The following is a 22205-nucleotide window of genomic DNA, read 5'->3' as shown; positions in this document are numbered from 1 at the left end:
GATTTATAGATTGGTTCATATCTGTACTAGTATTAAAGCAAGCCAAATCAGGAGAGGCGCAATGACTACCTCATCCCAAGCCCTCACTCCACGCGAACAACTCGACGCCCCCGAAGCTGGTCGCGTTGCGCTGAAGTTCTTCTTCAACCTCATGGAGCGCTGGGGCTGCAGCGCTGAGCAGCAACGCACATTGCTGGGCGGTGTAGGTAACACCACGTTCTATAAATACAAACACCTGCCGAACATACGTCTGCCTAACGATACCCTTGAGCGCATCTCTTATTTGATGGGCATTCACAAGGCGTTGAGCATCATCTTCAGCAACAGCCGTGAGCGCGCGTACACATGGGTCAGTAGTCCGAACACCGCGGCGCCGTTCAATGGGCAAACGGCGCTGGATTACATGCTGGCCGGGCGAGTGGTCGATATCGCCGATGTACGCCGCTACCTCGATGGGGTGCGCGGTTGAAGGCGCTCGATTTGGTTGATGTGGCCTGGCCGCGAGTCTATCGGATCGTCAACAGCAGCTTCCCGCCGATCGCGTTGTTCGAAGACGTGCTCGATCCCGAAGATCTGGAAGTTGCCTACGCAATTGAAGCGCTGACCAATGATCGGTTGATAGAGCAGGCCGGGGTTCTCGCCCGAGTGCGGCCCGAAGATCGACTCTCTGGCCCCGGCTCTACTCCGGTGATGGCTGCGTTCACCCACATCGGCAAACGCAGTCGTTTCTGCGACGGCACCTTCGGTGTTTACTACGCCGCGAGCAGTCAGGCTGCTGCGATCGCCGAGACCTGTTATCACCAGGAGCGATTTCTTGCGGCGACTCAAGAAGCTGATCTTGAGTTGACCATGCGCACTTACGTCAATCGGGTGGTTAAACCGTTGCACGATATTCGTCACGATCACCCCGAGCTGCACAATCCGGATCCGGACGCTTATGGGCCGTCTCAACTATTCGCCCGGCAGCTACGCGAAACAGAGTCGTGGGGACTGCTTTACAACAGCGTTCGCCTGCCGGGCCATGAATGCATCGCCGCGTTCCGGCCGCCTGCGGTGTCGATTCCAAAGCAGGGCAAGCATTTGCGGTATGTGTGGAGTGCGACTCAGCAGAAGATTTCGTTTGTGCTTGAGATCAGTCAGGTCTGAAACGCATAAGCCCTCGCATCGGCGAGGGCCTGAAACCGGCGTTTACATCAACGGCTTGTCCGGCGGCGCATCCATCACTTTCACTACATCATCGATCAGCGCTTTGCTTAACTCCTGCAGATACTGCGAGGCATAAGCGTGAAGATCAGGGTCTCGCGAGATTGAAGTGTCCGCAGTGAGCAAACGTGAGATGTGAAGCAAGTGGGATGCGTGGGAAAGGGCGGCTATTACCGGCACACCACGGTTGGTGCGGAACATCGCTTGATTGGATTGAAAGGAAAAGTGGGTGAGGCCGAGTGTTTTCAGATCTTGAGAATGGGTCATTTCGCTTCACCTGCAGTTCGAGAAGGGCGGCGTGAAGTGACCGGGGTTACTGACGGATCAATGGCTTTCATTTGTGAACTCCCTGTATCAAATGAGAGCTGCCAATACGTTATCAGACGAATGGGTGGCAGCTATGCGCGGGCTGATAAACCGGAGATACAGGAACCCGGCAGACCCGAAGGTCTCCCACGCACAGCCGCCATTGCACGGTAATGCAGACACAAAAAATGCGCCGGCAAACGTGAGTTGGGGCGCTGGTGCGCCTGTATCTTACGCGGGTTATCAGGCCCGGTCGCTGAATTGGCAGCGACGGGTTTGACGGTAGCTTGGGGAAGAGCCGATGCACAATCGTGGCCAGTAATGGCTTTGCCTGGCTTCTCGTTACAGCAGATTTCTCAGGATTTCGCGGCATGTGTTTTGTCGGTGACGACTTGTCCTTAACCTTTTCTAAGCAACAAAACGAGGAGATCAGCGATGGTCGTTGAATTGGAGCAATTCCAGCAGGACTTACTGGAGTCTGTACGTCAGATGAAGGCCGGTGAGGCCGCGCGCGTAACGCAGATGCTGCCCTCTGCGGCGGAGAAACAAAGCGTCGAGGCATCAAGCACTCTGGACTGGGAAACCGCGTTGCCATTGACTCCGCCAGTTCAGTGAGCTGAGAAACACTGCTCATGCAATTACGCTTTTTTATGGGCGCACCAAAATTATTGCCAGTTCATAATTTGGCATAAAAGCGGAAATTCGGGCGTTTTGGGCAAAAGCCGTGTTTTGTGGGAGAAGGGCGTCTGGCGATTAGATCGATGTGTGCGGAGGAGAGGCGCTATTTCTACTGAAGCAGAAACGCTGCCAAAAATATAAACACCCCAGAAACAACGAAGCCCCTGCATTTCTGCAGGGGCTTCGTTTTGTATGGTGCCGGCACCAGGAGTCGAACCCGGGACCTACTGATTACAAGTCAGTTGCTCTACCAACTGAGCTATACCGGCGTGTGGGCGACGATTATAGCGACTGGATAATTTCTGTAAACCCCTGAATTCAGACTATTTTTGCATCTCTGTAAATCAAGCCTTTCTCAGTACATTTCGCAGCGTTCGCACTGCCTTCACAGTCCGACTGTTTTGCAGGGCAAACAACTGCGCTTCGGCCTGTTCGGCGCGGTGCAGGGCGGTGGCGAGTTGTTGGGTGGTGTCGAGTTGTTGGATGGTGTCGAGTTCGCCGGGGCTCAGTGGGTGGGCGAGGGCATGGCCTTGGCACAGCCGGAAATTGTCGAGATTGCAGGGCGGGAGGTCGAAGGCCGGCTTGATGCTCAGGTGTTCTTCGGCCAGGAACCACGTGTTGAGGCCATCGAACAGGACCGACTGGTAGCCAGCGTCGGTGACCAGGTGTTCCCAAGTGTGATCGCGCAGCCATGGGGTTTCGATGACGATGATCCATGGGCGGAAGCGGCTGAAGTCCATGCCGCGCAGGACGGTTTCTTCGTGGCCTTCAACGTCGATTTTGAGGAAATGGATCGGCCGATCGGCAGCATATTGTTCGCAGATGGAGGTCAGTGTGCGGGCTTCGACGGTGAGGCTGCGCACCTTCATGCCTAGGTCTTTGCGTTGCTGGGCGACGGCTGGGTCCGCGGTGGAGAGGCCGGTGCCGGGGATGCCGTAGAAGTGCTTTCGCCAGGTTGGTCGCTGGCGACGCATTGCACGGTGGTATCGCGCGGGCGTTGCTGGCACAGCGCGTCGTAGTAATCCTGCATCGGCTCGACGTTGACGCCGTGCCAGCCGTGATCGTAGAAGGCTTTGGTGACCGAGTCGTGGCTCGGGTCATTGGCGCCGACATCGATGTAGAAACCGTGTTCGAACTGCTTGAGTGCGCGCCACAGGCGGACGTCTTCAAAATTCTGTGCATAAGAAATGAACGTCACGGTCGCTTCCTGTCGGTCAGATTTTTCTTGTTTGAATGTGCGCTGCCGGCGCGCTGCGTACCTGTATAGCAAGGGTTACAAGGCGCTGCAATTATTCGCTGGGCGCTGCTGATTTTCGGCGGTTATGTCGTTTTGATTGGCGGCTTATGCACAACTGAGTAGCCCGAATACGCGCTTAGGCCAGTTTTTGTGGATGCGTTCTCATTTTGTTCGCAAATCCCTGTTTTATTGGTTTTTTCTTTATGTGAACAAAAAATGACCAGAGCTGTTTCAGCGCCGAAACAGGCGTGGATATTGGATCCGAGCAAAATCCATCAACAGAGTTATCCACAGGCTGGCGGTGGTTTATTCGCGTTCTGCCAACAATAGAAAATTGCGCGGCGTCAGCGCTGATTCGCAGAAAGTGCCGAGGCGTACGACGTATCCCTGTTCAGCGAGGAAAAGTGCCCGATCAAGGCTCAGCCAAAGCTCTAGCGGTCGTCGGAATAATCCGCGCAGCAATTCCAGATTGCGCACTTCGGCCAATCGTTGCCAACCGGCTGATTCCAACGCTGCCCAATCAGGCGTGCCAACTGTGGATAACTCTTTTAGATCGGCCAGATTGTGGCAGTAATCGTCAAAGGATTTATCCAGCCATGCGCTGGGCAACGATGGCGTGGGCAAATACTCGTCGACGCCGCGCACTTGCCGTTGCAGCAGGTCGAAAGCGAGGCGACGGGCCATCGAGGTGTCGCGCTGACGTCGGACGCGTGCACCGGCGGTAACGGTTTCACTCATCGGCAGCGCCAGATCTTCCAGCGAGAGCTGTAGGAGCGATCCCGAACCGGACGAAGACAAAGCCTGATATTCGCTGCGACTGATGCGGTTGTAGCAGCAGGGCGCGATCGCCATTTGCCGGCAACCGGCAGCGCTGGCCAGTTGCATCAAGCGCACGTGCAGATCGCCGCAGGCGTGGAGTGCGACGGGCGTTTGAGTCGCGCTCAATAAGGCAGAGGCGTCCGCCGCCAGTACGTCCTGCTGCACATGCAAAGCGTGCAGATGATGGCGCTGACTCAACGCCTGTCCGCTCGCGACCAATTGAGGATCATATTCAACGCAAGTCAGTTGCTGCTCCGAGCCCAACAAGCGCCGCCCCAAATGCCCCTTGCCCGAACACCAATCCAGCCAGTGCGTCGGCTGCGAAGCGAAGGACAAACGACTGGCAAACGCCTCGATCTGCTGCCACTTGCGCCCCGGCACATCGACATTCAACCGATGCCCCGCAGCGTCCAGCGTATGCCCCGGCAGCTCACCCACCGCGCTCAACTCAGCCGACAACCCGGCCAGTGAAGCAAACGGCTCCGGCGCATCAACAAGATCAGCAGGTTGGTTGTGAGCGTTTTCCGCGTCTTCCAGCGACCGCCCGCGCAGCCACAAGGCCAGTTCCGGGTAGGACGCTTCCCAAGCAAGCGAAAGATGTGTGAACGGTCGAGGTTTCCACAGCGCCTGATGCTCAATCAAAAAAGCATCCAGCGCCGTGAAGCGGGCGAGTAAGTCCTCGCCCGTCAGCACGTAGGAAGAATCAACGCCCTTGGCAGGCATCGACGCGCAGCCAGCGCTCCAGCAGCTTGAAGCCGCGGACCAGCACGTAAGCCATCAGCAGATAGAACACGCCCGCCGCGAAGAAGATTTCCACCGGCAGATAGGTGCGGGCAATGATCGTGCGCGCCATGCCGGTCAGTTCCAGCAAGGTCACGGTGCTGGCCAGCGCACTGGCCTTGAGCATCAGGATCACTTCGTTGCTGTAGGCCGGCAGGCCGATACGCGCGGCACGCGGGAGGATGATGTAGAACATCGCTTTCGGCTTGGACATGCCCAAGGCCCGCGCCGCTTCGATCTCGCCCGGCGGAATCGCCTGGATCGCCCCGCGCAGGATCTCGGCGATGTACGCCGCCGTGTGCAGCGTCATGGTTACGGTTGCGCACCAGAACGGATCGCGCAGGTACGGCCACAACGCGCTTTCACGTACCGCGTCGAACTGCGCCAGGCCGTAATAAACCAGGAACAGCTGAACCAGCAATGGCGTGCCACGGAAAAAGAAGATGTAGGCGTAAGGCAGCGAGCGCACGTACCACAGCTTCGAAGAGCGGGCGATGCCCAGCGGAATTGCCAGCAGCAGGCCAGCGATTACCGCGATGGCTACCAGCTCCAGGGTCAGGGTCGCGCCCTGCGCCAGTTTCGGCAGCCACTTGATGATGACTTCCCAGTTCATTTAAGCGCTCCTCGCAAAGCCGCGAGCGGCGCGTTTTTCCAGGAAGTGCATGCCGGTCATCGCCAGCACGGTCAGGCCCAGGTACATGATCGCGGCGACCATATAGAAGGTGAACGGTTGTTTCGACACGGTCACGCCGATTTGCGCGTGACGCATGATTTCTTCCAGGCCTATCACCGAGACCAGCGCGGTGTCTTTCATCAGGATCATGAACAGATTGCCCAGGCCGGGCAGGGCGATACGCCACATTTGCGGCATGATCAACCGGGTGAAAATCCGCCATTTCGACAGGCCCAGGGCCTGGCCGGCCTCACGGTGGCCTTTGGGAATGGCGAGGATCGCACCACGGAACACTTCCGTGGCGTAGGCGCCAAAGCACAGGCCCAGAGCGATCACACCGGCGGCAAAGGCGTTGAGTTGCAGGTCGGGGTTGCCGAAGAACTCACCGAGGGCGCGCATCAGGTTGACCGTACCGAAGTAGATCAACAGCACCCAGAGCAATTCCGGGACGCCACGCACGAGGGTCGAATAAGTGCCGCCAAGCCATTGCAGCGGCTTGTACGGGGAAGTCTTGGCCAAGGCGCCGAGCAGACCGAGCACCAATCCCAGGCACAGGGCCGTAAGGGCCAGTTGGACGGTCATCAGCGCGCCGGCAGCGAGGGCCGGGCCGAATCCGTAGAGGTCGATAATCATGGAGTTCTGTTCAAATTGCGGCAGGCAAAGTCGGGAGCCGGCGCCGTTCGATCACGGCGCCAGTCCCACAGGTCAGAATCAGTAGATGCTGAACGGGAAGTACTTGTCGTTGATCTTCTTGTAGGTACCGTCGGCGACGATTTCCTTCAGGGCAGCGTTCAACTTCTCACGCAGTGGATCGCCTTTACGCACAGCGATGCCGATCTTGTCGCTTTCTACGACCGGGTCACCTTTGAACTCGTAGTTCTTGCCAGCGTCGCTTTTCAGCCAGTCATAGTTGGCGTACTTGTCGGCGAGGATCGCGTCGACACGACCGGAGGTCAGGTCGAGGTAGGCGTTTTCCTGGGTGTCGTAGAGGCTGACTTTGATGTCATCGGCGTAGGTGTCTTCCAGCCAGGTACCGGCCAGGGTTGCACGCTGAGTACCGATGGTCTTGCCTTTCAGCGAGTCCTTGTCGGTTTTGAAGTCGACGTTTTTCGGGGCGATGAACTGCAGCTTGTTCGAGTAGTACGGGTCGGTGAAGTCGACCGCGCCTTTGCGCTCGTCGGTGATCGACAGCGAGGAGATCAGGAAGTCGAACTTCTTCGCGTTCAGTGCCGGGATGATGCCGTCCCAATCGGAAGTGACTACGGTGCACTCGACTTTCATCTTCGCGCACAGGGCGTCGCCGATGTCTTTGTCGAAGCCGACCACGTTGCCGCTGGCGTCTTTGTTGTTGAATGGCGGGTAAGCCGCTTCGATGCCCATCTTCAGGGTTTCAGCCATGGCACCGGCGCTGAACGCGAGGGTGACAGCGGCGGCCAGGAAGACCTTCTTGAAATTCTGCATGCATGTTGCTCCGTTAGCGGTTGCTGGACATGAATTGTTTGCAGCGCGCCGAAAGCGGGTTTTCGAACACCTGCTGAGGCGATCCTTGCTCTTCTATTAGACCTTGATGAAGGAACACCACTTCGCTGGAGACCTGACGGGCGAAGCCCATTTCGTGGGTCACGAGCAGCATGGTGCGGCCTTCTTCGGCCAATGCGCGGATAACACTAAGTACTTCCTGAACCATTTCCGGGTCAAGCGCCGAGGTGGGTTCGTCGAACAGGATCACCTTCGGTTGCATCGCCAGCGTGCGGGCAATCGCTGCACGTTGCTGCTGACCACCGGACAATTGCGCCGGGTAGGCGTGGCGCTTGTCGGCGATGCCGACCTTGGCCAGCAGCGCTTCGGCGACTTCGATCGCCTCGGCTTTGCTCTGGCCGAGCACGCGGCGCGGTGCCTCGATGATGTTGTCGAGGATGCTCATGTGCGGCCACAGATTAAAGTTTTGAAACACAAAACCAATCTCGGAGCGCAGGCGATTGATCTGCTTGCCATCGGCGGCAACCAGTTCGCCATTTTTGGCGGCCTTGAGCTTGAGTTCTTCACCGGCCACCAGAATCTGGCCCTGGTGCGGGTTCTCCAGCAGGTTAATGCACCGCAGGAACGTGGACTTGCCGGAACCGGAAGAACCGAGGATCGAGATCACATCGCCGTCGCGGGCGGTCAGCGAGATGCCTTTGAGCACCTCAAGCTTTCCGTAGCGTTTGTGCAAGTTGCGGATTTCAAGCGCGGGCGTGGCCTCAGCCATGTGCGTTCCTCATATATGTTGCGCTCCAGCTGTTGGATGGCCTTCCTGGCGAGGCGGCCAAGCTAGCATAGCGTTTCAATGGCAGCCAACAGCGCTGCGAGCGGTTAACGGGTGGCGTGTGGCAGGTTGTCGCATCGGCACAGCAGACTGTCGCCCCATCAACAACCGAACGGGTGTTTGATCGTGCAAACCCGCGGGTGTCGCGTAAAAAAAGGCGCGATGTTGCCAGCTTTGGCGGGGTGTTGGAAGCGCTATCCGGCCGAACGTTCCTGATTCGCCCTTTTATTGTGCATCCCACACTTTTTCAGTGTGTTTCTGGTGCGCTGATTCGTCTTGAAAGTGAGTCGCAGGGTAACGTTCTGGCGAATAGCCATTAATCTCAATGAGTTGCGATGAATGTCCGGTCGCACGCAAAGCCGCGATCCAGAAGACTTTGAAACATTTTGGCGCATTTATTGCGTGCAGAATCCGGAACGCCCTGTTGGTTTCTTTTTACGAGAAAGAACACGCCAGACAGGACGGACTGAATCGCTTTCCTCGCAAAGGTAGTTTCGATGAGCAGTACCCCAAGCTCCAATGGCCTCGAACAGGGGCTCAAACCGCGTCATGTGACCATGTTGTCGATCGCCGGTGTGATCGGCGCCGGTCTGTTCGTTGGCTCCGGCCACGCCATCGCTGCTGCCGGCCCTGCGGTGCTGCTGGCTTATGCCGCCGCCGGTACGCTGGTGGTGTTGGTGATGCGCATGCTCGGCGAAATGGCTGTTGCCTCGCCGGACACCGGTTCGTTCTCGACGTACGCCGACCGTGCCATCGGACACTGGGCCGGTTTCACCATCGGCTGGCTGTACTGGTGGTTCTGGGTATTGGTGATTCCACTGGAAGCCAACGCCGCCGCGACCATCCTCCACGCTTGGTTCCCGGGCGTAGGCATTTGGGCTTTCGCGCTGATCATCACCATGCTGCTGACCGTCACCAACCTGTTCAGCGTGAAGAACTACGGTGAATTCGAATTCTGGTTTGCCCTGATCAAAGTGCTGGCGATCATTGGCTTCATCGCCCTCGGTCTTGCAGCGATCTTCGGCTACCTGCCGAACAGCCAGGTCAGCGGTGTGTCGCACCTGTTCGACAGCGGCGGCTTCCTGCCAAACGGCATGGGCGCGGTACTGGGTGCAATCCTGACCACCATGTTCTCCTTCATGGGTACCGAAATCGTGACCATCGCGGCCGCGGAATCGAAGAACCCGGGCAAGCAAATCTCCAAAGCCACCAACTCGGTGATCTGGCGGATCGGCTTGTTCTACCTTGTATCGATCTTCATCGTTGTAGCGCTGGTGCCTTGGAACGATCCTACGCTGGCCAACCTCGGTTCCTACCAGACCGTGCTTGAGCGCATGGGCATTCCTAACGCGAAAATGATCGTCGACATCGTCGTTCTGGTCGCAGTGACCAGCTGCCTGAACTCGGCGCTGTACACCTCGTCGCGCATGCTCTTCTCCCTCGGCAAGCGTGGCGATGCCCCGGCCATGTCGACCCGCACCAACAAAAGCGGCACGCCTTACTGGGCGGTGATGCTGTCGACTGGCGCAGCGTTCCTCTGCACATTCGCCAACTACGTGGCCCCGGCCGCCGTGTTTGAATTCCTGCTGGCCAGCTCCGGTGCTATCGCGCTGCTGGTGTACCTAGTAATCGCCTTCTCGCAATTGCGCATGCGCAAACAACGCGTGGCGCGCGGCGAGAAAATCGAATTCAGCATGTGGCTGTTCCCGGGCCTGACCTACGCGGTGATCATCTTCATCGTCGCGGCCCTGACGATCATGTTGTTCCAGGAAGCGCATCGCGTGGAAATCCTCGCGACTGGTTTGCTGAGTTTGATGGTGGTGGCTGCCGGTCTGCTGGTGGCACGCCGTCGCAAGCTGGAAAAACGTGGCGCGGTGGTGTTGAACTGATCCGTAACGCGTAATGCAAAACGGCCGCTGTCAGTGATGATTAGCGGCCGTTTTTATTTGTGAGCGATGTTTATTCGCTCTTGTCTTCCTGTGCTTCCACCGACTTGCCATAAGCATCCAGCGCAACCCCGAAATCGGTGATGAACTGTGGTTCGCTCAGCCAGGCCTGGGCTTCTTCGATCGTTACGCCTTCGGCCCACATGCGGTAGTCGATCAGCATGTCGGCGGCCAGGTGGGTGGCGGCCATGCCTTCGTTGTCGGCGTTTTCCATGTCCAGCAGCTCTGGATGGTCAACGATGACGAACGCCAGTTCGCGCAGCAGCGTCAGCAGCATTTCGTTGCGGCTGATGGCTTCGGCGTCGCGCATTTTGCTGAACATCGCCAGGACGTATTCCGGTACCGGCTCGGCGAGGTGGTCGAGGTCTTCGTCCTGTTCCAGCGGCTTGCGGCCGACCATACGGATTTGTTTGGCTTTGGCCTTGGCGCGTTTGGCGCGTTTCTGTTGCTTGTTCAGGGATGCCATGGGAACTCAGTTCTTCTGTTGGGTTTGCGCGGCGATCGCGTCGGACGCCGCCACATAGTCGGCCTGAAAGGCCGGGGATTCGATCCATGCCAAGGCGCCGGCCTCGTCGGTTTCCTGCGACCACTGGCGATACTCGATCAGCGCGGCGAGGATGAAGTCCATCGCGCCTTCTTCGCCTTCCTGCTCGTAAACCAGCTCCAGCAGCGGGTCTTCGAGGAACGCGGTGCACAGGGCCTGCTGGCTGATCTTCTCGGCGTCGATCATTTTCTTGAACAGCTCGGTCAGATCCACCGACTCGAAGTCGATTCGATCGTCGTTCGGGTCCAGCTCGACCGGCGCTTCAGCGCGTTTGGTGCGGTTCTGCTTGGCCTTGGCTTTGGCCCGGGTGGCGCGTTTTTGCTGCTTGTTGGCGGAGGCCATGATGTGTTCCGTCGTGCGTTGAGAGGGCTCAGCTGCGCGGGACTTGCCGCCCGGGTGTGTCGGGGGCCAGTGCGCCGGTTTGCAGCCAGGTCAGAGCGATGGGCCATAGTGTGGCTTGGTATGCGCTGCGAAAAAAGGCGAAATGTCCGACTTGTTGTTCGCCGATGTCCTGCGGTTCGATGCGCAGGTGGGTTTTTGCCGCGTTGCTGAAGTAGCCGAGCAGGCGTTCGATGGCCGCAATTGTGCCGTAGGGATCGTCGCTGATGCTGATGGCCAGAGTTTGGGCGCGGACATTGGCGAAGGGCAGGGCGCCGCTTTTTTCCATCAATGCGCGGCCGCTTGGGCGTCCTTCGAAACGCGCGGCAGGCGTGCTCCAGTCGCGCACGACGCCCGTTGGCGTGTCTTCCAGCCAGCCGAGGCGTTTGCCAGGGAAGTAGCCGCAGAACAGCGTTATCAACGGCATCACGACATGCCATTTGCCGAACATGCGCCAGCGCTGCTCGGGTGCGTAATCTCGCCAGTAGGCGAACTGTGCGCCGACGGTGACCAACCGTCGGATAGCTCGCCCCGACTCGGCCAAACCCGCCGCGCATCCGCCAAAACTGTGCCCGACCACATCAATGGGCTGGCCGGGAAACTCGCGTTGCGCGCGCTTGAGCATCGCTTCGAAATCCAGCGCGCCCCAATCTGTCCATGAAGCGTTCAAGCCTTTGATCGAAGCATGTCGCGATTCGCCGATGCCACGGTAGTCGTAAGTCATCACGTCGAAACCATGGGCGAACAGATAAGCCGCGAAGCGCGAATAATGACGACAGCGCACAGACGTAGCCGCGTTGATGATGACGACAGGGCGCTCGGCGTCGGGCAGGGAATGGCACCAAGTGAAACCACCCAAAACAAAGCCGTCGGCAGCCGCTTCCTTGAAAGGCTCACCTTGCGTCGCAGCCAAAGTCGGCGACTTTGACTGCGTGTCCTGCATTGCGGGCATGTCTTGACAGCTCATGACAATCGACCTGGGCGGGTAAGCTGCCAACGATAGTCCGCGCGCCGCCCAGTAACAATCCGCAGGTTTATTCAGTGGATTCAGTGAGCATGCGTTCCTCGATCAAGGCCTGTTCGCGATTGAGTTCTGCGCGCAACTCCTCTTCACTCGGCAGGATCGTCTTGTAACTGCTGGCGAACAATTGCTCATTGCCCTTGAGCATTGAGTAGCGCGCCACCGAATCGTTGCTCTCGGCAGAGAGGATGATCCCGACTGTCGGCTTGTCGCCCTCGCTGCGCATGAGCTCGTCGTACATGCGCACATACATGTCCATCTGCCCGACATCGCGGGCGCTGAGCTTGCCGCGTTTAAGGTCGATGATCACAAAGCATTTGAGCAGGTAGTTGTAGAACACCAGATCGATGTACAGCTCGACGCCGTCGGTGCTGATGCGTTGCTGGCGAGCAACGAAGGAAAAGCCTTTGCCCAGTTCGAGCAGAAAGCCCTGCAGGTGGTCGATGAGGGCTTGTTCCAGGCCGCTTTCCCTGACCTTGCCCGCTGACGGCAGACCGAGAAACTCGAGCATCACCGGATCACGAATGAATTCTCGCGGATTGCACTTCATTGCCTCGATGTTGGTGGTGGCTTCTTCGATCACGTCGGCTTTGTCTCGACTCATGAGGAGCCGCTCGTAGTAGAGCGTCAGGATCTGGCGATCGAGGGCGCGGCTTGACCAGTTCAGGTTGGCGCACTCGTCCATGTACCAATGGCGAGCCTTTTCATTGTTCACTCCCAACAGCCGACGGTAGTGGGTCCAGCTCAATTCGGAACGCACTGCGTTCCAAATTGGAAACAGCTGATAAAAGCTGCGCATGTATCGCAGATTACGATCATCAAACCCTTTACCAAACTGCGCCGTCAAATCCTTCGCCAGCAAGGCAAGCAACTGCTTTCCATAGCCCGCACGCTGGGCACCTTGCTGTTCAAACTCGACGATATGCCTGCCGATCTGCCAGCAGGTCTGCACTTGTATCGTATCCACCGCTCGCAGCACTTTTTGCCGCGCCTGACGAATCAACTCGCCCAGCTCTCCCGGCAATGAATCGATTTTCGGGTCTTGCGTGTCAGCAGGTTTTAGCTGGCTCATCGGTCTTCCGCGTTATTGGGAACAGAGGCAAAAGCATGCCAAGAGTTGCCGTTGCGGTATGTCGGGAGAGGCGACGAAATCCGCAGGAAGAGGCGGTGGGTGTTGCAGGACATTGCCGAGTCAAACGGCTTTAACGGGCAAAGGTCTGTAGTCCATTTCGTACACCCGCCAAGTGCCAATCAATCTGAAACCCACTCTCGCCGGCAAAATCTAAAAGGAGTAACGGTTGGGCTCTGCCAGAGCCCGGGAGTCGTCATCATGAAACGCGTTCTAACCTTCATGCTGCCCGTCGCCGCTGTGATTGCATTGTTGTTTCCGGTGATGTTGCAGGCAGCCAGTCTTGAGCCCATCGACAGTGCCGGGGTGCAAGTTCAGCAGCAACAACAGAACGGCATCAGCTATTTGGCCGGTGGGGTCGGTGAGGATGAGGCGAAGGCCATTCAACAAGCCACCGGTTACAACCTGCACATGACGTTCGCAGTGGGGCCGCAGGATGAGTACACCGCAGATGTCGATGTGACGATTGAACAGTCGCCGGGGCAAACCGTACTGACCCTCCGCCAGACGGGGCCGCTGCTGTACGTGAAATTGCCGCCCGGCAAGTACACGGTGGTGGCCACTCGTAACGGCGAAACACGGCACGATGTCACAGACGTTGGCAGCGGCACTGCGCGCAATCTGGTGTTCCACTGGAATGATGCTGGATAGCGATGGGTGTTTGTCAGGTTGAGGCGCCGGTACAATCCCGCGCCTCTTGTTTTGTGATGTAAGGAAGCGCCGGTTTGAAAGGGATTTTGCGTGTTGGCTGTGTAGCAGGCCTGGTGTTGCAGTTGGTTGGCTGCGGAACGTTCATCGGCCGTTTGAATGACGGTTTGTCCGATGCTCAGTATTACCGAGGGGTTGATGGCAACCTGCACCTGCTGGGTGTGCGCGGAGGCGGCAGCAGTGGCATGCCGGCGGCCGTGATCTGTTACATGATGATTGTCTGTCCGATCATCACCGTTGTATCCCTGCCAGTAGACGCCGCGCTGGACACGGTTCTGCTGCCTGTCGATTACATCAATACACTTTAGGTTTTCTTTGTGCGGCGTTTGCTTTTCGGTGTGTGCACGGGCTCTTGCACTTTGCGGTAGACCCACAAGCCGAACACAGAAAACGCCAACAGAAACACCGTGCCGATGCTTTGCGACACAAACTCAACCCAGAATCGCCGCGGTTGCAGAGCCAGGGTGTAGGTGCTGCGCGGGCCGCGATTGTTGGTGGTGATGGAGCCTGTGAGCCAGCTGTCGACCAGCATCCAGATTGATGCACCGATGCCGAAAACAATCAGCAGGGCAGCGAGGATCGTCAGCCAGTAAGTCGTGCGGCTCGGGCGATACGGCGGCGGATGGGGCAGGGGCACGCGGGTTCGTTTCTGGTTCATCAGCTTGATGACCCTCTTCCGTAAGGGGCGGGCAAAGTAGCGCGGATTCAGTGTTTATCAAATCGCAGGCATAAAAAAACCCTGAATCTTGCGATTCAGGGTTTTCGGTATTTGGTGCCCAGAGACGGAATCGAACCGCCGACACGGGGATTTTCAATCCCCTGCTCTACCGACTGAGCTATCTGGGCAACGGGGCGCATTAAAAGGGTTTTTCGGATTTACGTCAACGACTTTTTTAAAATTTCTTAAATTAATTCCGTCGCTTACGATCCGACCCCCGATTTCCGGGGTTTACTCGGCAGGCGGAACGTAGCCTTCGGCTTGAGCGTATTCCTCGCCGGAGAAGTACTTGTCCATTTCGCCCTGAAGATATTTGCGGTCTTCGGCGTTCATCATGTTCAAACGCTTTTCGTTGATCAGCAGGGTCTGGTGTTTCTGCCAGTCGGCCCAGGCCTTGGCCGAGACGTGGTCAAAAATATCCTGACCTTTGGCGCCCGGGAAAGGGGCGCGTTCCAGGGCGGGCAGTTGTTCTTTGTATTTACGGCACATTACGGTGCGGGTCATGGCGACTCTCCTGCATTCAAGACGGCGGCCGCGCGTTCGAGCAAGGTTTTGACCGGGGCGGCGAGGCCCAGGCGCGGCGGGGTGGCGAGGTTATACCAGAGCCAGTCGGCCTCGGCCACGTGATGGGCGGCCTCCTGCACCTGAACCAGCCAGGGTTCGATGGACAGCTGGAAATGGCTGAACGTGTGGACAAGGCTCGGCAGTGCCTGCTGCTCGCCCATGGTCAGCGCGTGCTGATCGGCGAGGTGTTGCAGGTCGTCGAGGTCGTCGAGTTCCGGCAAGCTCCACAAACCGCCCCACAAACCGCTCGAGGGGCGACGGTAGAGCAGAATCGCGCCGTCGCCGTTGGCAAGCATCGGCATCAGCGTGCGCTTCTGCGGGATGGCTTTACGCGGCTTGGGGATCGGGTAGCGGGTTTCGAGGCCGAGCATGTGCGCTTCGCAACCGCGCTCCAGCGGACACAGCAGGCAACTCGGCTTGCTGCGCGTGCAGAGTGTGGCGCCGAGATCCATCATCGCCTGGGTGTAGGCGTTGACCCGATCGTGTGGCGTAAAGCGCTCAGCGTTGGCCCAGAGCTGTTTGGCGACCTTCGGCTCGCCGGGGTAGCCCTCTTGCGCAGTAAAGCGCGCCAGCACGCGTTTGACGTTGCCGTCGAGGATCGGCGCGCGCAGACCCATGCTGATGCTCGCGATCGCGCCGGCAGTGGACAGGCCGATGCCCGGCAGATCGGTAAGCTTTTCAACGTCACGCGGAAACTCGCCGCCGTACTGGCTGACGACGATCTTCGCGGTCTTCTGCAAATTGCGCGCGCGGGTGTAGTAACCCAGCCCCGTCCACAGGTGCAGCACTTCGTCTTCCGGCGCTGCGGCCAGCGCTTCGACCGTCGGCAGCGCGGCCATGAAGCGGTCGAAATAATTCAGCACGGTGCTGACCTGGGTCTGCTGCAACATGATCTCCGACACCCACACCCGATACGGATTGATGTCCTGTTGCCAAGGCAAATCATGGCGGCCATGGCGGTCGAACCACTCCAGCACCGCCGTGGAAAACTGCTCCGCTCTCATCGCTTGAACAGCCCCTTCAATGCGTTTTTCAATTCCGGGCTGACCTTGTCGCCGAGTTTCTCGTCGATCTTCTCGCTGAGCTTGTTGCCCGCCATTTTGGTGGCGACCTGGCCGAGGCGATCATTGTCGATACGGCAGGCCTTGGCGCCGAGTTCCAGCGGGCCACGGCAGCGCAGTGGCCACTCGATGCCGACGAACTTATCGCCGACCTGGCAGGCTGGATCCGGCATGGCGCTGGTATCGCCTTCAACGATGATGCCGACGCGATAGTCCATGCCGAGCACGCGCAGGTCGATGTCGCCGTCACCGTTGACGGTCATGCCAGGGATGCGCACTTTCAGGTCCGGGTTGCTGGCGATGCCGTTGCGGAAGGTCAGGTTGCCTTTCAGCTCCTGGAATGGCGTGTCTTTGCCGCGTGGCTCGCCGCTGAGGGTTTTGCGGTTGAGCGTGGCGATGCCTTTGCACAGTTGCTGTTCAAGGTTGGCGTTGAGCAGCACGCCGTTGTTGATCACAAAACTGGCATTGCCGTTGAGGGTGTCGATCAGCGCTTGCTGGCTATTGCCGCTGCTGGTCACGTTGCTGGTGAGGGTCACCAGGCCTTTGACCGGCGGGTTTTTGCCTTGGCTTTCGAGGATTTTTTCCGCAGGCACGCGGTTGAGCCTGGTCTGCAAATTCAGCACCGGCGCACTTTGGCGTACATCGAGGGTGCCTTTGGCTTCGAAGCCGCCGTTGTACAGCTCACCGCTCAGGTTGGTCAGGGTCAGCAAGCCGCCTTGGCCGGTGGCTTTAAGTGCGGCGTTCTGAATCGGCAGTTTGTCGAGGGTCAACTGGCCGAAGGTCAGGTCAGCATCGACGTCGAGTTTGGCCAGGCGTTCGACCGGCAGCAGGCGCTCGGTGCTCCAGGCGGTTTTGCTCGGCTTGTCCGGCAGCGGCGTGGAACCGGCGCCGGCCATGGCATCGGCTTCGGTGCTGGCCACTTCGGCCTGGCGTACTTGCGTAGCGTTCGTGGCTTTTTCCGATTTCGGCGGCAGGTAGCGGTCGACGTTGAACGTGTCAGCCTTGAGCACGGCGCGCAGCGATTGTTTGGCGAAGTCTTCGACGGCGATGCGGCCGCTGAAGCTGCTGTCGTCGAGTTTCAGATTGATGTTGTCGAAAGCGACGCTGGTTGGCGTGGCCGCCACGCGGCTGACCAGTTCGACTTTGCTCAGGCTGCCCTCGGCCATGGCCGGGAGTTTCTGGCCGATGCTGTCGACGAACTTCGCCAGATCGAACTGGGCGATGGAGAGGCCGCCGCTGATCTGTGGGGTTTTGTCGAGGTCGTTGGCTTTCAGTTCACCCAAGGCGCGCAACTGGTTGGCGGAGATCTTGATGCCGGTCCATTCGGCGACGTTCGCCGCTTTATCCAGCAACAACTGCCCTTGGGCTGCGAAGGTCATGGTCTTGCCTTGCAGCGGGTCGCCAGCCAGTTCGCCGGACAGTTTCATGTCCTCGAACTTGTAGCGTTGCAGGGCGCGCTCGATGCGCAGCTCGCCAGTGAGCTCGGTGCGCACGCGCAGCACCGGCTGATTGGTGCCGAGGAACGCCGTGGCTTTCACCGGGATATTGGTCGAATCGTGCACCGGGCCGGTGCTCAACTGAATGCTCTCAGCGCTGAACTGCTTGCCGGTCTTCTCGTCGTTGTATTCAACGCGGGCGTTGTTGACGGTCAGGCTGTCGATGTCGAGGCGGATTGGCTGCGGCGGTTTTTCCACGGCGGCGGTGGTTTCGCTCGCCGGTTGGCCCGCAGTAGCGGCTGGCGGCGTCGTGCCGGCCGGAGCGGGCACCTTGCCGATGTCTTCCCAGTTGCCATGGCCGTCCTTGTCGCGGTTCAGCCGCAGGTTCAAGCCTTCGACGCGCACGTCGCTCATCTGCACTTCGCGGCGCAGCAGCGGCAGCACGCGCACGGAAAGGCCGAGCATCTGCAAATCGGCAAACGGTTCGGTCGGCTTGACCAGTGTGGCGACGCTGGCCTCGTGCAATTCCAGGCCGAGCCACGGGAACAGGCTCCAGCCGATATCGCCATTGAGCGTCAGCTCGATGTGGGCCTTGTCGCGGGCTATCTGGCGGATCTCGTCTTTGTAATCGTTGGGATCGAAGAGGTGGGTCAGGGCAAAACCTGCCGCCACAATGATCAGCAACAGCCCGAGAAGTACCAGACCCAGGATTTTGCCGAACGCTTTCATGGGCGAGTCCTTGTAATTAGTCGAATTCGTAATTTAGCCGGGGAGTATAGCGCTGCAAATGCCCGGTTCGGTGTGGCGTCATGTTGCCAGTACCTCCAGCGGCACGCTTGGCTTCGCCGCGACGGCCTGAGCTTCGAGATGCCCGGCAGGCGCCAACAGGTGCAGTTCCGCCCCCGCTTGCGACGCCATTTTCTGCGCTTGGTTCACCCGTCGTTCAGCAAAAATCGCCCCGTGTAGGAGCTGCGGAACGCTGCGATCTTTTGATGTTTTTCAAAAACAGGATCAAAAGATCGCAGCCTTCGGCAGCTCCTACACAGGTGTAGAGATCAGATGACTGAAAAAAGGTGATATCAGTTTGGTTTTTCTGTCACCTGCAAATGGTAACCTTCGCCCGTTCGTCCGCCCTTCTGCGACTTAACGTCGCGCCTTCAAGGAGCTTCACCTTAAAAAACGGTCATGCCTGCGTGCATAAGGCCGAGGGTGAACAGTGGCTGGCGAACCATACTAATAATTGGGGGATACACAATGAGCACGAGCATCACGGCGGACGGCCTCAGCGCCGCCCAGCCTGCGTTCCTGTCCAAGGAACGCATCATCGCCAAGCCCGGTTTCAACCGTTGGCTGGTACCACCGGCCGCTCTGGCCATCCACCTGTGCATCGGCATGGCCTATGGCTTCTCGGTGTTCTGGTTGCCGCTGTCCAAGGCGCTGGGCGTAACCGCTCCGGTGGCTTGCGCGCCGGACATGAGCTTCATCGCACAAGTGTTTTCGTCGCAATGCGACTGGCCGATCTCCATGCTTGGCTGGATCTACACGCTGTTCTTCATCTTCCTCGGCTGCTCGGCAGCGATCTGGGGTGGCTGGCTGGAACACGCCGGGCCACGCAAGGCTGGCGTTGTATCGGCACTGTGCTGGTGCGGCGGTCTGCTGATCTCGGCGTTGGGTATTTATACCCACCAGATCTGGCTGATGTGGATCGGCTCGGGCGTGATCGGCGGTATCGGTCTCGGTCTGGGCTACATTTCGCCGGTGTCGACCCTGATCAAGTGGTTCCCGGACAAGCGCGGCATGGCGACCGGCATGGCGATCATGGGATTCGGTGGCGGCGCGATGGTCGGTGCACCGTTGGCGACCGCGCTGATGAGCCACTTCGCCTCGGCTGAAGGCGTTGGCGTCTGGCAGAGCTTCGTGGCCATGGCCGCGATCTACTTTGTGTTCATGATCGGTGGCGCCCTCGCTTACCGCGTGCCGCCAACCGGCTGGAAACCTGAAGGCTGGACCGCTCCGGCGAAAAAAGCCTCCAACTCGATGATCACGCACCGTCACGTTCACGTGAATGTGGCGTGGAAAACCCCGCAATTCCGTCTCGTTTGGCTGGTGCTGTGCCTGAACGTTTCTGCCGGTATCGGCATCCTCGGCATGGCTTCGCCACTGCTGCAGGAAGTGTTCGGCGGCAAACTGCTGGGTGTTGATGTGCCGTTTGGCCAACTTGATGCCGGGCAGCTGGCTTCGATTGCGGCGATCGCTGCCGGTTTCACCGGTTTGCTCAGCCTGTTCAACATCGGTGGCCGCTTCTTCTGGGCCTCGTTCTCGGACTACCTGGGCCGCAAAAACACCTACTTCGTGTTCTTCGCCCTGGGTTTTGCCCTGTACGCGCTGATCCCGAACCTCGGTCACTTGGGCAACGTTGCGCTGTTCGTGGCGGCGTTCTGCATCATTCTGTCGATGTACGGCGGCGGTTTCGCCACGGTTCCGGCGTATCTGGCCGACCTGTTCGGTACGCAGATGGTTGGCGCGATTCATGGTCGTCTGCTGACGGCCTGGGCAGCGGCGGGCGTGCTGGGGCCGGTATTGGTGAACTACCTGCGTGAATATCAGTTGAGCATCGGCGTTGAACGTGCGGCGGCTTACGACATCACCTTGTACATCCTCGCCGGCCTGCTGGTGCTGGGCTTCCTGTGCAACCTGCTGGTACGTCCGGTGGCCGATAAATACTTCATGACCGACGCTGAACTGGCGGCCGAACAGGCGCTGGGCCACGACAAAGGTGCTGACGCCAGCACCGTTCTGGAGTGGAAAGCCGCGCCGGGCAGCAAGCCGTTGGCGATTGCAGCGTGGCTGGCGGTGGGTATTCCGTTGGCGTGGGGTGTGTGGGTGACCCTGCAGAAAACGGCGGTACTGTTTCACTAAGTAAAAACGCAGTACCCCTGTAGGAGTGAGCCTGCTCGCGATAGCGGTCTGACAGTCACAGAAATGTTGACTGTGAGGCCCTCATCGCGAGCAGGCTCACTCCTACAGTTGTTTTTGCGCTACCTGTAATGGCTTGTATGGACATGTCTACCCGCGACAGCCGGGGGTTCTATCCGTCAGCCATCTCACCTCTCGTGTTTCTGTTTCGGCCCCGCGTGCCTATAATGGCTGCCTTTTTCGCCCAATGATTTTGCGGAGCTGGTGATGGCCGAACGTAAGGCTTCTGTCGAGCGCGACACTCTGGAAACCCAGATCAAAGCCTCGATCAACCTTGATGGCACCGGAAAGGCCCGATTCGATATCGGTGTTCCTTTTCTTGAGCACATGCTGGATCAGATCGCCCGTCACGGGTTGATCGACCTGGATATTGAATGCAAGGGCGATCTGCATATCGACGACCACCATACGGTGGAAGACGTCGGTATCACCCTCGGCCAGGCATTTGCCAAAGCCATTGGCGATAAAAAAGGCATCCGTCGCTACGGTCATGCCTACGTGCCGCTCGATGAAGCGCTGTCGCGCGTGGTGATCGACTTCTCCGGTCGTCCAGGCCTGCAGATGCACGTGCCGTACACCCGCGCCACCGTCGGCGGTTTCGACGTTGACCTGTTCCAGGAATTCTTCCAGGGCTTCGTCAACCACGCGCTGGTCAGCCTGCACATCGACAACCTGCGCGGCACCAACACCCACCACCAGATCGAAACCGTGTTCAAGGCTTTCGGCCGCGCATTGCGCATGGCCGTCGAGCTGGATGAGCGCATGGCCGGGCAAATGCCATCGACCAAAGGCGTTCTGTAATGCAGACGGTTGCAGTAATCGATTACGGCATGGGCAACCTGCACTCGGTGGCCAAGGCCCTCGAGCACGTCGGCGCCGGCAAGGTGTTGATCACCAGCGATGCCAACGTGATTCGCGAAGCTGACCGCGTGGTGTTCCCGGGTGTTGGTGCGATTCGCGATTGCATGGCGGAGATCCGTCGCCTCGGCTTCGATTCGCTGGTGCGTGAAGTCAGTCAGGATCGTCCGTTCCTCGGTATCTGTGTCGGCATGCAAGCCTTGCTCGACACCAGCGAAGAGAACGATGGCGTCGACTGCATCGGCCTGTTCCCGGGCGCGGTGAAGTTCTTCGGCAAAGACCTGCATGAAGACGGCGAGCACCTGAAAGTCCCGCACATGGGCTGGAACGAGGTGAAGCAGAAGGTCAGCCACCCGCTGTGGCATGACATTCCGGACATGGCGCGTTTCTACTTCGTACACAGCTACTACATCGCTGCCGCCAATGCGCGGCAAGTGGTCGGTGGCGGTCATTACGGTGTCGATTTCGCTGCGGCGCTGGCCGATGGCTCGCGCTTCGCCGTGCAATTCCACCCGGAGAAAAGTCATACCCATGGCCTGCAGTTGCTGCAGAACTTCGCCGCGTGGGACGGTCGCTGGTAAATGGCTGCCAAGAAATCCAAACCGCCGATCCTGACCCTCACTGCCGAGCAGGAGAGCGACGCCAATCGCAAGATTCAGCGGTTCATGGAAGACCGTTTCGAACTGGACCTGGGGTCGTTCGAAGCGGCGGAAATTCTTGAGCTGTTTACCCGCGAAATTGCTCCGCACTATTACAACAGGGCGATTTTCGATGTGCAGACCCACCTCAAAGAGCGGTTTGAAAGCATCGAAAGCGACCTGTGGGCGCTCGAGAAAAACTGATTTCCGAGCCAAGCTGAACATTC

23 protein-coding genes, 2 tRNA genes and 3 pseudogenes are annotated in these 22205 nt (G+C 58.7%); 10 read left to right on the top strand and 18 right to left on the bottom strand.

Annotation, left to right across the window (positions count from 1 at the left end; all coding sequences use genetic code 11):
- Positions 1-61: 61 nt before the first annotated feature.
- Together ACZZ0B_RS24595 and ACZZ0B_RS24590 are read left to right on the top strand one after the other, a co-directional pair.
- Complete coding sequence (locus ACZZ0B_RS24595; protein WP_158830489.1) at positions 62-469, top strand: MbcA/ParS/Xre antitoxin family protein; 408 nt, start codon at positions 62-64, stop codon at positions 467-469.
- Between the two features lie 11 nt (positions 470-480).
- Positions 481-1146 (top strand): RES family NAD+ phosphorylase, encoded by a 666-nt coding sequence (locus ACZZ0B_RS24590; protein ID WP_463546966.1) that lies wholly within the window; start codon positions 481-483, stop codon positions 1144-1146.
- Positions 1147-1188: 42 nt separating this feature from the next.
- On the opposite strand, the gene ACZZ0B_RS24585 is transcribed toward ACZZ0B_RS24590, so the two are convergent.
- Positions 1189-1470 carry a DUF3077 domain-containing protein gene (locus tag ACZZ0B_RS24585; RefSeq protein WP_095190047.1) on the bottom strand — a complete coding sequence of 94 codons (282 nt, stop codon included), beginning with the start codon at positions 1468-1470 and terminating at the stop codon, positions 1189-1191.
- Between the two features lie 474 nt (positions 1471-1944).
- Here ACZZ0B_RS24585 and ACZZ0B_RS24580 point away from each other — a divergent pair.
- Positions 1945-2049: pseudogene (locus ACZZ0B_RS24580) on the top strand (helix-turn-helix domain-containing protein); the annotation flags it as partial.
- A 331-nt stretch (positions 2050-2380) separates the two neighbouring features.
- Here ACZZ0B_RS24580 and ACZZ0B_RS24575 read toward each other — a convergent pair.
- The 7 genes and pseudogenes from ACZZ0B_RS24575 to ACZZ0B_RS24545 all read right to left on the bottom strand — a co-directional run bounded on the left by ACZZ0B_RS24575 (position 2381) and on the right by ACZZ0B_RS24545 (position 7944).
- A tRNA-Thr gene (locus ACZZ0B_RS24575) sits at positions 2381-2456 on the bottom strand.
- Positions 2457-2531: 75 nt separating this feature from the next.
- Positions 2532-3385 (bottom strand): annotated as a pseudogene (locus ACZZ0B_RS24570) (FkbM family methyltransferase).
- A 345-nt stretch (positions 3386-3730) separates the two neighbouring features.
- Positions 3731-4966 (bottom strand): methyltransferase, encoded by a 1236-nt coding sequence (locus tag ACZZ0B_RS24565; protein WP_463546429.1) that lies wholly within the window; start codon positions 4964-4966, stop codon positions 3731-3733.
- Positions 4947-5636: an ABC transporter permease gene (locus tag ACZZ0B_RS24560; RefSeq protein ID WP_007909164.1), complete on the bottom strand. Its 690-nt coding sequence runs from the start codon at positions 5634-5636 to the stop codon at positions 4947-4949. Before ACZZ0B_RS24560 ends, ACZZ0B_RS24565 begins: the two co-directional genes overlap by 20 nt.
- Positions 5637-6329 carry an ABC transporter permease gene (locus tag ACZZ0B_RS24555; RefSeq protein ID WP_007909165.1) on the bottom strand — a complete coding sequence of 231 codons (693 nt, stop codon included), beginning with the start codon at positions 6327-6329 and terminating at the stop codon, positions 5637-5639.
- A 78-nt stretch (positions 6330-6407) separates the two neighbouring features.
- Positions 6408-7157: an ABC transporter substrate-binding protein gene (locus ACZZ0B_RS24550; RefSeq protein ID WP_008080539.1), complete on the bottom strand. Its 750-nt coding sequence runs from the start codon at positions 7155-7157 to the stop codon at positions 6408-6410.
- Between the two features lie 13 nt (positions 7158-7170).
- Positions 7171-7944, bottom strand: a complete 774-nt coding sequence (locus ACZZ0B_RS24545; protein ID WP_103304177.1) for an ABC transporter ATP-binding protein — start codon at positions 7942-7944, stop codon at positions 7171-7173.
- Between the two features lie 554 nt (positions 7945-8498).
- Between ACZZ0B_RS24545 and gabP the strand changes: the two genes are divergently transcribed.
- Entirely contained in the window at positions 8499-9890 is a 1392-nt protein-coding gene (gabP, locus tag ACZZ0B_RS24540) for a GABA permease (protein WP_008080541.1), read from the top strand.
- Positions 9891-9960: 70 nt separating this feature from the next.
- On the opposite strand, the gene ACZZ0B_RS24535 is transcribed toward gabP, so the two are convergent.
- The 4 genes from ACZZ0B_RS24535 to ACZZ0B_RS24520 form a co-directional block, all read right to left on the bottom strand.
- Positions 9961-10413, bottom strand: a complete 453-nt coding sequence (locus tag ACZZ0B_RS24535; RefSeq protein ID WP_008080542.1) for a hypothetical protein — start codon at positions 10411-10413, stop codon at positions 9961-9963.
- 6 nt (positions 10414-10419) lie between these two features.
- Positions 10420-10833 (bottom strand): hypothetical protein, encoded by a 414-nt coding sequence (locus ACZZ0B_RS24530; protein WP_008080543.1) that lies wholly within the window; start codon positions 10831-10833, stop codon positions 10420-10422.
- A gap of 28 nt (positions 10834-10861) precedes the next feature.
- Positions 10862-11836, bottom strand: a complete 975-nt coding sequence (locus tag ACZZ0B_RS24525) for an alpha/beta hydrolase family protein (RefSeq protein WP_008080544.1) — start codon at positions 11834-11836, stop codon at positions 10862-10864.
- Between the two features lie 67 nt (positions 11837-11903).
- On the bottom strand, positions 11904-12962 hold the full coding sequence (locus tag ACZZ0B_RS24520; RefSeq protein WP_463546428.1) for a PDDEXK nuclease domain-containing protein: 1059 nt from the start codon (positions 12960-12962) through the stop codon (positions 11904-11906).
- A 258-nt stretch (positions 12963-13220) separates the two neighbouring features.
- Here ACZZ0B_RS24520 and ACZZ0B_RS24515 point away from each other — a divergent pair, with 258 nt between their 5' ends.
- Both ACZZ0B_RS24515 and ACZZ0B_RS24510 read left to right on the top strand, forming a co-directional pair.
- Positions 13221-13670 (top strand): carboxypeptidase regulatory-like domain-containing protein, encoded by a 450-nt coding sequence (locus ACZZ0B_RS24515; protein ID WP_463546427.1) that lies wholly within the window; start codon positions 13221-13223, stop codon positions 13668-13670.
- Positions 13671-13744: 74 nt separating this feature from the next.
- Positions 13745-14035, top strand: coding sequence for a YceK/YidQ family lipoprotein (locus tag ACZZ0B_RS24510; RefSeq protein WP_158830477.1), 291 nt, complete (start codon positions 13745-13747; stop codon positions 14033-14035).
- Here the strand turns inward: ACZZ0B_RS24510 and ACZZ0B_RS24505 are convergent.
- From ACZZ0B_RS24505 to ACZZ0B_RS24480, 6 genes and pseudogenes are all read right to left on the bottom strand, one after another.
- Entirely contained in the window at positions 14032-14385 is a 354-nt protein-coding gene (locus ACZZ0B_RS24505) for a hypothetical protein (RefSeq protein ID WP_440094818.1), read from the bottom strand. The two genes, ACZZ0B_RS24510 and ACZZ0B_RS24505, sit on opposite strands and share 4 nt — an antisense overlap.
- A gap of 112 nt (positions 14386-14497) precedes the next feature.
- A tRNA-Phe gene (locus ACZZ0B_RS24500) sits at positions 14498-14573 on the bottom strand.
- A 103-nt stretch (positions 14574-14676) separates the two neighbouring features.
- Positions 14677-14949 carry an oxidative damage protection protein gene (locus ACZZ0B_RS24495; RefSeq protein ID WP_008080549.1) on the bottom strand — a complete coding sequence of 91 codons (273 nt, stop codon included), beginning with the start codon at positions 14947-14949 and terminating at the stop codon, positions 14677-14679.
- Positions 14946-16013 (bottom strand): A/G-specific adenine glycosylase, encoded by a 1068-nt coding sequence (gene mutY / locus ACZZ0B_RS24490; protein WP_008080550.1) that lies wholly within the window; start codon positions 16011-16013, stop codon positions 14946-14948. The genes ACZZ0B_RS24495 and mutY overlap by 4 nt, the downstream gene beginning before the upstream one ends.
- Complete coding sequence (locus tag ACZZ0B_RS24485; RefSeq protein ID WP_463546426.1) at positions 16010-18235, bottom strand: AsmA family protein; 2226 nt, start codon at positions 18233-18235, stop codon at positions 16010-16012. The genes mutY and ACZZ0B_RS24485 overlap by 4 nt, the downstream gene beginning before the upstream one ends.
- Before the next feature lie 78 nt (positions 18236-18313).
- Positions 18314-18454 (bottom strand): annotated as a pseudogene (locus ACZZ0B_RS24480) (aspartate 1-decarboxylase autocleavage activator PanM); the annotation flags it as partial.
- Positions 18455-18760: 306 nt separating this feature from the next.
- On the opposite strand from ACZZ0B_RS24480, the gene ACZZ0B_RS24475 reads away from it, so the two are divergent.
- The 4 genes from ACZZ0B_RS24475 to ACZZ0B_RS24460 all read left to right on the top strand — a co-directional run bounded on the left by ACZZ0B_RS24475 (position 18761) and on the right by ACZZ0B_RS24460 (position 22182).
- The gene (locus ACZZ0B_RS24475) at positions 18761-20425 is read left to right on the top strand and encodes an OFA family MFS transporter (protein ID WP_463546425.1); all 1665 of its coding nucleotides are present in this window, start codon (positions 18761-18763) and stop codon (positions 20423-20425) included.
- Positions 20426-20689: 264 nt separating this feature from the next.
- Positions 20690-21283, top strand: coding sequence for an imidazoleglycerol-phosphate dehydratase HisB (gene hisB, locus ACZZ0B_RS24470; protein WP_007909204.1), 594 nt, complete (start codon positions 20690-20692; stop codon positions 21281-21283).
- Complete coding sequence (gene hisH, locus ACZZ0B_RS24465; protein WP_008080553.1) at positions 21283-21921, top strand: imidazole glycerol phosphate synthase subunit HisH; 639 nt, start codon at positions 21283-21285, stop codon at positions 21919-21921. Before hisB ends, hisH begins: the two co-directional genes overlap by 1 nt.
- Entirely contained in the window at positions 21922-22182 is a 261-nt protein-coding gene (locus ACZZ0B_RS24460; protein ID WP_064117035.1) for a DUF2164 domain-containing protein, read from the top strand.
- Positions 22183-22205 lie beyond the last annotated feature (23 nt).

It is taken from the genome of Pseudomonas sp. AC247 (genome assembly GCF_979258015.1).
The sequence above is the reverse complement of the archived record's forward strand: the minus strand, read 5'-3'. Positions and strand labels throughout refer to the sequence as shown.

Excerpts from the sequence above, each read along its gene's own strand:
- ACZZ0B_RS24475 (WP_463546425.1), top strand. The coding sequence starts at position 18,761 with ATGAGCACGAGCATCACGGCGGACGGCCTCAGCGCCGCCCAGCCTGCG.
- ACZZ0B_RS24545 (WP_103304177.1), bottom strand. The coding sequence starts at position 7,944 with ATGGCTGAGGCCACGCCCGCGCTTGAAATCCGCAACTTGCACAAACGC.
- ACZZ0B_RS24495 (WP_008080549.1), bottom strand. The coding sequence starts at position 14,949 with ATGACCCGCACCGTAATGTGCCGTAAATACAAAGAACAACTGCCCGCC.
- ACZZ0B_RS24515 (WP_463546427.1), top strand. The coding sequence starts at position 13,221 with ATGAAACGCGTTCTAACCTTCATGCTGCCCGTCGCCGCTGTGATTGCA.
- ACZZ0B_RS24595 (WP_158830489.1), top strand. The coding sequence starts at position 62 with ATGACTACCTCATCCCAAGCCCTCACTCCACGCGAACAACTCGACGCC.
- gabP (WP_008080541.1), top strand. The coding sequence starts at position 8,499 with ATGAGCAGTACCCCAAGCTCCAATGGCCTCGAACAGGGGCTCAAACCG.
- ACZZ0B_RS24520 (WP_463546428.1), bottom strand. The coding sequence starts at position 12,962 with ATGAGCCAGCTAAAACCTGCTGACACGCAAGACCCGAAAATCGATTCA.
- hisH (WP_008080553.1), top strand. The coding sequence starts at position 21,283 with ATGCAGACGGTTGCAGTAATCGATTACGGCATGGGCAACCTGCACTCG.
- ACZZ0B_RS24550 (WP_008080539.1), bottom strand. The coding sequence starts at position 7,157 with ATGCAGAATTTCAAGAAGGTCTTCCTGGCCGCCGCTGTCACCCTCGCG.
- ACZZ0B_RS24460 (WP_064117035.1), top strand. The coding sequence starts at position 21,922 with ATGGCTGCCAAGAAATCCAAACCGCCGATCCTGACCCTCACTGCCGAG.
- ACZZ0B_RS24560 (WP_007909164.1), bottom strand. The coding sequence starts at position 5,636 with ATGAACTGGGAAGTCATCATCAAGTGGCTGCCGAAACTGGCGCAGGGC.
- ACZZ0B_RS24530 (WP_008080543.1), bottom strand. The coding sequence starts at position 10,833 with ATGGCCTCCGCCAACAAGCAGCAAAAACGCGCCACCCGGGCCAAAGCC.
- ACZZ0B_RS24565 (WP_463546429.1), bottom strand. The coding sequence starts at position 4,966 with ATGCCTGCCAAGGGCGTTGATTCTTCCTACGTGCTGACGGGCGAGGAC.
- ACZZ0B_RS24525 (WP_008080544.1), bottom strand. The coding sequence starts at position 11,836 with ATGAGCTGTCAAGACATGCCCGCAATGCAGGACACGCAGTCAAAGTCG.
- ACZZ0B_RS24535 (WP_008080542.1), bottom strand. The coding sequence starts at position 10,413 with ATGGCATCCCTGAACAAGCAACAGAAACGCGCCAAACGCGCCAAGGCC.
- hisB (WP_007909204.1), top strand. The coding sequence starts at position 20,690 with ATGGCCGAACGTAAGGCTTCTGTCGAGCGCGACACTCTGGAAACCCAG.
- ACZZ0B_RS24555 (WP_007909165.1), bottom strand. The coding sequence starts at position 6,329 with ATGATTATCGACCTCTACGGATTCGGCCCGGCCCTCGCTGCCGGCGCG.
- ACZZ0B_RS24585 (WP_095190047.1), bottom strand. The coding sequence starts at position 1,470 with ATGACCCATTCTCAAGATCTGAAAACACTCGGCCTCACCCACTTTTCC.
- mutY (WP_008080550.1), bottom strand. The coding sequence starts at position 16,013 with ATGAGAGCGGAGCAGTTTTCCACGGCGGTGCTGGAGTGGTTCGACCGC.
- ACZZ0B_RS24485 (WP_463546426.1), bottom strand. The coding sequence starts at position 18,235 with ATGAAAGCGTTCGGCAAAATCCTGGGTCTGGTACTTCTCGGGCTGTTG.
- ACZZ0B_RS24505 (WP_440094818.1), bottom strand. The coding sequence starts at position 14,385 with ATGAACCAGAAACGAACCCGCGTGCCCCTGCCCCATCCGCCGCCGTAT.